This is a genomic window from Marivita sp. NO-S04 (genome assembly GCF_059070475.1).
This window is the reverse complement of the sequence record NZ_CM180980.1, coordinates 1,814,386-1,822,500: the sequence shown is the minus strand read 5'-3', so window position 1 is coordinate 1,822,500 and position 8,115 is coordinate 1,814,386. Positions and strand designations below refer to the sequence as shown.

6 protein-coding genes and 2 rRNA genes (1 of these 8 only partly in view) are annotated in these 8,115 nt (G+C 54.9%); 3 read left to right on the top strand and 5 right to left on the bottom strand.

Going from position 1 to position 8,115, the window contains the following annotated elements; translation table 11 throughout:
- Both ACK3EW_RS09550 and rrf read left to right on the top strand, forming a co-directional pair.
- Window positions 1-2,888: ribosomal RNA gene (locus ACK3EW_RS09550) — 23S ribosomal RNA — on the top strand; it begins 6 nt to the left of the window's first position.
- Window positions 2,889-3,143: 255 nt separating this feature from the next.
- Window positions 3,144-3,258, top strand: a 5S ribosomal RNA gene (gene rrf / locus ACK3EW_RS09545).
- Between the two features lie 119 nt (window positions 3,259-3,377).
- On the opposite strand, the gene ACK3EW_RS09540 is transcribed toward rrf, so the two are convergent.
- Window positions 3,378-3,707 carry a hypothetical protein gene (locus tag ACK3EW_RS09540; RefSeq protein ID WP_493809383.1) on the bottom strand — a complete coding sequence of 110 codons (330 nt, stop codon included), beginning with the start codon at window positions 3,705-3,707 and terminating at the stop codon, window positions 3,378-3,380.
- Window positions 3,708-3,720: 13 nt separating this feature from the next.
- The gene (locus ACK3EW_RS09535) at window positions 3,721-4,752 is read right to left on the bottom strand and encodes a M35 family metallo-endopeptidase (protein WP_493809382.1); all 1,032 of its coding nucleotides are present in this window, start codon (window positions 4,750-4,752) and stop codon (window positions 3,721-3,723) included.
- Window positions 4,753-4,994: 242 nt separating this feature from the next.
- Here ACK3EW_RS09535 and ACK3EW_RS09530 point away from each other — a divergent pair, with 242 nt between their 5' ends.
- Complete coding sequence (locus tag ACK3EW_RS09530) at window positions 4,995-5,516, top strand: acyloxyacyl hydrolase (protein WP_493809381.1); 522 nt, start codon at window positions 4,995-4,997, stop codon at window positions 5,514-5,516.
- 18 nt (window positions 5,517-5,534) lie between these two features.
- Here ACK3EW_RS09530 and ACK3EW_RS09525 read toward each other — a convergent pair whose 3' ends face one another.
- The 3 genes from ACK3EW_RS09525 to tnpC are packed head-to-tail and all read right to left on the bottom strand — an operon-like array spanning window position 5,535 to window position 8,057.
- Window positions 5,535-5,861, bottom strand: a complete 327-nt coding sequence (locus ACK3EW_RS09525; protein ID WP_493809380.1) for a hypothetical protein — start codon at window positions 5,859-5,861, stop codon at window positions 5,535-5,537.
- 13 nt (window positions 5,862-5,874) lie between these two features.
- Window positions 5,875-6,468: a hypothetical protein gene (locus tag ACK3EW_RS09520; protein WP_493809379.1), complete on the bottom strand. Its 594-nt coding sequence runs from the start codon at window positions 6,466-6,468 to the stop codon at window positions 5,875-5,877.
- Entirely contained in the window at window positions 6,420-8,057 is a 1,638-nt protein-coding gene (gene tnpC, locus ACK3EW_RS09515; protein ID WP_493806894.1) for an IS66 family transposase, read from the bottom strand. The genes ACK3EW_RS09520 and tnpC overlap by 49 nt, the downstream gene beginning before the upstream one ends.
- Window positions 8,058-8,115 lie beyond the last annotated feature (58 nt).

Genomic DNA, 8,115 nt, shown 5'->3' with positions numbered 1-8,115 from the left:
GCGCGAGAAGGGCGTTTGGTGAATGCCTAGGCAGTAAGAGGCGATGAAGGACGTGATACTCTGCGATAAGCCATGAGGAGCTGAGAATAAGCTTTGATCCATGGATTTCCGAATGGGGCAACCCACCTGACAGTTTGATATAATTGCCTTCGGGCAGCTTATATCTTGCTGAAACAGGTACTTATTACCTGAATACATAGGGTTTTAAGAGCAAACCCGGGGAACTGAAACATCTAAGTACCCGGAGGAAAGGACATCAATTGATACTCCCCTAGTAGCGGCGAGCGAACGGGGACCAGCCGAGCCTTGAGCGTGACTAGAATGTGCTGGAAAGCACAGCCATAGCGGGTGACAGCCCCGTATAGGAAGCGTGATGGGACGTATTAAGTAGGGCGGGACACGTGAAATCCTGTCTGAAGATCGGAGGACCACCTTCGAAGGCTAAGTACTCCTTACTGACCGATAGTGAACCAGTACCGTGAGGGAAAGGTGAAAAGCACCCCGACGAGGGGAGTGAAACAGTACCTGAAACCGAACGCCTACAATCAGTCGGAGCCCCCTTGCGGGGTGACGGCGTACCTTTTGTATAATGGGTCATCGACTTGGTCTATCTAGCAAGCTTAAGCCGTTAGGTGTAGGCGCAGCGAAAGCGAGTCTGAATAGGGCGCATGAGTTAGATGGATCAGACCCGAAACCGAGTGATCTAGGCATGGCCAGGTTGAAGGTTGGGTAACACCAACTGGAGGACCGAACCCACATCCGTTGAAAAGGATCGGGATGAGCTGTGCCTAGGGGTGAAAGGCCAATCAAACTCGGAGATAGCTGGTTCTCTGCGAAATCTATTTAGGTAGAGCGTCATCCGAATACCCCCGGGGGTAGAGCACTGGATGGGTAATGGGGCCCCACAGGCTTACTGATCCTAACCAAACTCCGAATACCGGGGAGTACTAGATGGCAGACACACAGCGGATGCTAACGTCCGTTGTGGAGAGGGAAACAACCCTGACCTACAGCTAAGGCCCCCAATTCATGGCTAAGTGGGAAAGCAGGTGGGACGACCAAAACAACCAGGAGGTTGGCTTAGAAGCAGCCATCCTTTAAAGATAGCGTAACAGCTCACTGGTCTAAATAAGTTGTCCTGCGGCGAAGATGTAACGGGGCTCAAGCCATGAGCCGAAGCTTAGGATGCACATAGTGCATGGTAGCAGAGCGTAGTGTGACATTAGACTTCGTCTTATTCTGGTTTTTTGTATTGCTGCATTGGTTCCGTGAGTGTTCGCACTCAAGTAGCCGGAGGCGGTAGTGCACAAAAGAAGTCAGAATAGACAAAGTCTATTCTGTGAAGCCGGCGTGTGAGCGATCCGGTGGAGAGATCACTAGTGAGAATGATGACATGAGTAGCGACAAAGAGTGTGAGAGACACTCTCGCCGAAAGTCCAAGGGTTCCTGCTTAAAGCTAATCTGAGCAGGGTAAGCCGGCTCCTAAGCCGAGGCCGAAAGGCGTAGGCGATGGGAACCACGTTAATATTCGTGGGCCAGATGGAAGTGACGGATCTCGAAGATTGTTCCTCCTTATCGGATTGGAGGGGCCGTTCAGAGGTTCCTGGAAATAGCTCCATCATCAGACCGTACCCTAAACCGACACAGGTGGACTGGTAGAGAATACCAAGGCGCTTGAGAGAACGATGTTGAAGGAACTCGGCAAAATACCTCCGTAAGTTCGCGAGAAGGAGGCCCGGTTCCTAGGCAACTAGGGGCTGGGGGCACAAACCAGGGGGTGGCGACTGTTTATTAAAAACACAGGGCTCTGCGAAGTCGCAAGACGACGTATAGGGTCTGACGCCTGCCCGGTGCCTGAAGGTTAAAAGGAGGGGTGAGAGCTCTGAATTGAAGCCCAGGTAAACGGCGGCCGTAACTATAACGGTCCTAAGGTAGCGAAATTCCTTGTCGGGTAAGTTCCGACCTGCACGAATGGCGTAACGACTTCCCCGCTGTCTCCAACATCGACTCAGCGAAATTGAATTGCCTGTCAAGATGCAGGCTTCCCGCGGTTAGACGGAAAGACCCCGTGCACCTTTACTACAGCTTCGCACTGGCATCAGGATTGTGATGTGCAGGATAGGTGGTAGGCTTTGAAGCAGTGACGCCAGTCATCGTGGAGCCTCCCTTGAGATACCACCCTTCGCACTCTTGATGTCTAACCGCGGTCCGTTATCCGGATCCGGGACCCTGCGTGGCGGGTAGTTTGACTGGGGCGGTCGCCTCCTAAAGCGTAACGGAGGCGCGCGAAGGTTGGCTCAGAGCGGTCGGAAATCGCTCGTTGAGTGCAATGGCAGAAGCCAGCCTGACTGCAAGACTGACAAGTCGAGCAGAGTCGAAAGACGGCCATAGTGATCCGGTGGTCCCAAGTGGGAGGGCCATCGCTCAACGGATAAAAGGTACGCCGGGGATAACAGGCTGATACTGCCCAAGAGTCCATATCGACGGCAGTGTTTGGCACCTCGATGTCGGCTCATCTCATCCTGGGGCTGGAGCAGGTCCCAAGGGTACGGCTGTTCGCCGTTTAAAGAGGTACGTGAGCTGGGTTTAGAACGTCGTGAGACAGTTCGGTCCCTATCTGCCGTGGGTGTAGGATACTTGAGAGGAGTTGCCCCTAGTACGAGAGGACCGGGGTGAACGATCCACTGGTGGACCTGTTGTGGCGCCAGCCGCAGTGCAGGGTAGCTATGATCGGAAAGGATAACCGCTGAAGGCATCTAAGCGGGAAGCCCCCCTCAAAACAAGGTATCCCTGAGGGCCGTGGTAGACCACCACGTCGATAGGCCGGAGGTGTAAGCGCAGCAATGCGTTCAGCTGACCGGTACTAATGGCCCGATAGGCTTGATTTGATCCAGTAACAACAAAACCAACGCTCAATCCGAGCCGCGGAAACTGGACCAATGATCAAAAGCACAAACACCAAAGTGAAAATACTTGCCTCGGACAACAAAACCACATCAAAAATGTGGTTCGTTGATTACTTCGCACCCGGAATGACGCGGTGTGGCAACTCGCTGGCATCAAAGATGCTCAGCTCAGGCATGACTGCGTCATACCCTGCCTGCCACCCCTCGCATCCGAGATGCGAGGGGGATTTTATTCGGTTTGGTGGTCATAGCGTGAGCAATACACCCGGTCCCTTTCCGAACCCGGCCGTTAAGTGCCACCGCGCCAATGGTACTGCGACTCAAGTCGTGGGAGAGTAGGTCACCGCCAAACCTAATAAAATCCCCAATCTCTCAATCGATGTACAATCACATAATTGCCAAATACACCCGCCAACGAGGCTGTTATATCAGCCACGAATTAAATTCGTAGCCGCATATATCACAGCCGCGTCACGGCGAGACAGTCTTGCTGTTCAGGTCGACCACAAACCTGCGACCAAGCTCATCAGCAATCCAAAGTTTTGGGCGAAACCACATCTTGCGCATCGTGGCAATAAATACATCCTGACTGTCGCCCTCCTTTCCATTTGGGTCATACACGACGTCGTAGACCTTGAGCGTCCAAAGAACCTCGCCTGTCTTGTCAGTCTTGGCCACGATATATCCACCATTCTGGTCTAGACCTTCACGGCGCCCAAAATGGATCACTTCGTATCTCACATCCCCAACGATAACCGGGGGCACAGGATCAGGGGCGGCGCGTTTTGCGGATTTGATCATCTCTGCCTCCAGCCTATGGGGTGACCAGAATGCGTTTTTTGTCTGCGGCAGAGAGTTTGCCGTCGATATCCATAACAAAGTAGCCCCAACTGTCAGCATTAGACAGCGCATCAGCGCTTGAAAATCTGTTGCCAGACGGCTTGAGACCCTCACAATCATAAAAGACGTCCTTTGTGCTCAACTCTGTGTGGGTCAATTCATGTATGATGGTTTCTGCGCAAAGCCAAAGCTTGCCGGAATTGCCAGTCATCCGGGTGAACAGCCCTTCAAGATAGATCACCGGAAACCCTCCACCTTCTCCTCCGGGCAAGGCCAGACCATAAGTTTTCGCCCGCGACTTTCTGCTGGTTGGGTCGTCGCTGAACACCAGACTGTTCGAATTGCAGGCGTTGACGATCTTGGGAAGACCTGCTTTTAGCTTGGTCATCGCCGTGTTGAACTGCGTGTCAGAGCTGTGATCGTCGCAGAACCAATCCTTGACGCAGGCTCGCACTGCATCGTCGGGCGAGTTCACTTTCATTTGCGCCTTTTGGGACGACGCCAATGCCAGCGCCAGCGCGGAACACATGTGTCTCATTTCGTCATCAGAGTAGATTTCGTCTGCCTGCCCCAATTTGTGCTTGTTGAGAATGGCAAAGCCTTTCACTTCATCGAAGACGAATTTCTTGTGCGCTTTCGGTGGGTTGAACACCCAGACATCTTGTCCGCCGCGTTTGTGTGCCCGGTATAGGTGCCGTAAGAATTTGATCGCGGCGGCGCGCTCGATCTGTGTGCCGCCGTTATCCGAACCCGCGGCTTGCCAGATGATATCGCCTTCATGTGTGAAAAGACGTCCGAACATGCCTGTCGGCAGAGAATCCGAGAGCTTCTTGCGCAGCTTATCGCACCCATCCGCATGGGCGGGGTTAGGCCCACCATTTGCGAGGATCGACAAGCTGGCGACGTCGTTCTTGAGGAATTTTTCCCAATCGGGATCGCCACCTGCGAATTTCTGGGTCTCGAATATCTCACGCGCTTTCTTGTACGCCTGGGTAAACAAGGTCATGGACATGAATAGTCCTTTCGAAAAGTCGATTTGAGAATTGAACTCTGAAATAGGATCGTTACGCTCTGCTAACAGTGCCCGATTACCTGCAAAAATCAAAATTTTCGTGATCCGGCGTTCAGTTTCGCTCCAGTCGTTTCGCACTGGCGGATCGTCTGCGAGAAGTGACGTGCTCAACTGGACATAGGACGTGATTTGCATCATGCGTGATCATACGGGCCCATGGCATAGGACGGTTTCAAATGGCGGACGGCACCTTCGCGGCACTTCTCTTCATTCTTGGCATGACCGACATGAGTATGAACCATTGCGGGACGGAGGCGGGCTGTCTTGGGAAATCCGACGCCACGCCGCGGTTTTCGATCTCTGGGGGCGAGGTTCTGGAGCGTCACGCCGATCCTGCGGGAGAGGTTTATCTTCGCTACGATCTTGGCCATAAGCGTGGGCCGTTTGGGAATGCCGCCGGTTTGTCGATCGGCGAAAACGGAGAGACGTGGATCGGATTCGGCTCCACCTACACGATCCCTTTTGGCCGCAGCGGCGCATATGCTGAACTGCATTCCATGCCGGGGCTGTATTTCGACAACGGTGGCTTTGATCTTGGCGGACCGATTGCATTCCGGTCTGGCATCGAGTTCGGTTACGAAAACCGGCGCGGCTGGCGGATGGCGCTGAGCTATGACCATAGGTCGAATGCCGGGATCTACGACGACAACCCCGGCATCGAGACCGTTCAATTCAAGGTTTCCGTGCCGATCAACTGACGCTGAAACGCTTGTGCGTCAGGACGCCAAGTTCTCCATCGCCGCGTTGGTCGCCTCGCGTTCGTAGCGGAAGACCGGGATCGCCTGAAAGTCCATCGTGTGACACTTCAGGCTTTTGCGCAGATTTTCGAACAGTTCAACCTGTGCTGTCTGAAAGACCTTCATATCTGATGCTTCGTCAAAATTGATAGTCACGTACAGAGCGCCTTCTTTGCACAGAAGGACGTTGAGTGCCGTCATATTGAATTGCGAAATCTTCCCGCCAAGTTCTTCGGCAACATAGGACGCGGCGATCTTTCCCTCGGCGAGGGTGGATGTCTTGATTTGATAAATCTTGGTATACATGTCGTGTCCTGTTTCAATCGATCATCGCAAAAAGGTCTTCGATATCGACTGCGGTGCGTTGCGCCAGTGCCTGACGACGGAAGGTTGCGGCGTGCAGACCGTGCTCTGCCTGGATTTCCCGACCCTTGGCGGTCAGGTCCGGTGCGTTGTCGTCCAATGCGACGATGCCCCATTGCGCCAGGCGCTGAAGGTCTTGGCGGTTAACGGGTTGGCCGGAACACAGGTTCAGGAAATTCTCCAATTCAATTGGGCGCAGGTCCGGGTGATTGCGATGGAAATACGCCGCGAGTTTTGCCATGCGTTCTGTGACAGCATCGCGCTCATCCATTTGTAGCGTGACAAGCAATGTCAGGTTGTTCGCCAAAGCCTGCATCTGTTGGATTTGGAAAGGCTCCATGGAGCGGGGTTTGTAGTCGACTGTGCAAAGGGTTCCCAGAACGAGACCATCTTGTGTGACCAACGGATACGCGCCCCAGAAGACCCAATTCGGAGATGCCGTGACCAATGGGTTGTGCTTGAGCTTTGGATGTTCCGTAACCACGCCATTGATACCGCAGCTTACGCGGCTTGACTGTTCTTCACGGATGCGATCGGCGCCCAGTTCCAAGGCAGCAATTCATCAAGCCGGTTGATCTTGTGATCGTGGATGCGGTCGAGGATGTCAGCAAGATAGGCCAGCGGGTCAAGACCGTTCAGCTTGGCCGTTTCAATGACCGTCATCGCGCGCGCGAGGGTTTCCGCGCCGGTATCTGCGCCCGCGAAGAGCCAGTTTTTACGTCCTATTCCAATCGGGCGCAGGGCGCGTTCGGCCGGATTGTTGTCGATGGCCACACGCCCGTCGTTCAGGAACAGGCTGAAGGCCTCCTTCCGCGCGAGGCCATAGCGGAACGCCTTGGCTAGATCGCTTTTGCCGGGGATGCGCAGAAGCTGCTGTTCAGACCAAGCAAAGAAAGCCTCGACCTTGGGCTTGGTAAGTTTTTGACGTGCCGCATAGCGGACGTTGGCGGGCTGACCGTTGATATCGCGCTCGATGTCGTAGAATTTTCCGATCCGGTCGAGCGCCTCGCGAGCGATCTCGGATTTGGTTGAGGTCCAAAAGTCATGGAAGTCGCGCCGCAGATGCGCCCAACAGGCGGCCTCCCGCAAACGGGCTGTGCCGTCAGGCTCTGGCGCGTAAAGCTTGGCATACCCTTTGTAGCCGTCGGCCTGAAGAATGCCCTGCGCTGCGGACAGATGACTGAGGACGTGCTCTTCCTTCCAGTCTGGCGCAAAGCGATAGACAGCACCCGGTGGTGATGCCCCGGCCCAGGGTCGCTGATCACGCACATAGGCCCAGATCCGGCCCTGCTTGACACCCTTGCCAAGCCCTCTGTTGCGCATGCTGCGATCAAGCACCCGGATGGGGGTGTCGTCCGCATGCAGCAGGTCGCTGGCCATGATGTCCGCCTCGATCCGTACAATGAGCGGCTGTAAGGTCTTCATGGCTCGCCCGCACCAGCCAACAAGCGTGCTTTCGGGAATGTCTGCTCCCATGCGGGCGAAGATCTCGTGCTGGCGATATAACGGAAGGTGGTCGTCGAACTTCGAGACCAGCACATGGGCCAGCAAGTTCGGCCCTGCAATACTGCCGGGGATCGGACGGCTGGGTGCTGGTTCCTGCACCATCCGCTCACACCGGCGGCAGGATTTCTTGATCCGGGCAATCTGGATCACCTTCATCTGAGCGGCGATCATGTCCAGCAGTTCGCTGACATCCTCACCCACCACACGCAGATCGCCGCCACAGTCGGGGCAGCAGGCACCGGGGTCCAGTTCACGGCGTTCGCGCGGGGTCGCATCCGAGACACGTGGCTTGCGGCGCAAAGTGGGCGCATCGGCAGCTTCCGCTGATGGCTCATCCGGCCCTTCGTCGATTGGCGCTTCATCGTCTTCGGCCACGGCAACCAGCAGGTCTTCAAGCGCCAGTTCCAGCTGTTCGATCTCGCGCTCAATCTTTTCCGAGGATTTGCTGAAGGCCAGTTTCTGAAGCTTGGCGATCCGTAGGCGCAGGGCTTGCACCAGCTGGTCGTGAACCCGTAGCGTGGCCGATATCTTGGCGTTCTCTGCCGCGATCCGCAGGTTTTCAGCCTGTAGAGCAGCGATCATAGCGCGCAATTCAGCGGGATCATCAGGCAGGTTTTCAGCAGGTTCAGACATGCGCTTGACTACCAAAAAACAGGCTCAAGCGCCATATAAATAACGATAATTCGTGCGC

Excerpts from the sequence above, each read along its gene's own strand:
- ACK3EW_RS09540 (WP_493809383.1), bottom strand. The coding sequence starts at position 3,707 with ATGATCAAATCCGCAAAACGCGCCGCCCCTGATCCTGTGCCCCCGGTT.
- ACK3EW_RS09535 (WP_493809382.1), bottom strand. The coding sequence starts at position 4,752 with ATGACCTTGTTTACCCAGGCGTACAAGAAAGCGCGTGAGATATTCGAG.
- ACK3EW_RS09530 (WP_493809381.1), top strand. The coding sequence starts at position 4,995 with ATGGCGGACGGCACCTTCGCGGCACTTCTCTTCATTCTTGGCATGACC.
- ACK3EW_RS09525 (WP_493809380.1), bottom strand. The coding sequence starts at position 5,861 with ATGTATACCAAGATTTATCAAATCAAGACATCCACCCTCGCCGAGGGA.
- tnpC (WP_493806894.1), bottom strand. The coding sequence starts at position 8,057 with ATGTCTGAACCTGCTGAAAACCTGCCTGATGATCCCGCTGAATTGCGC.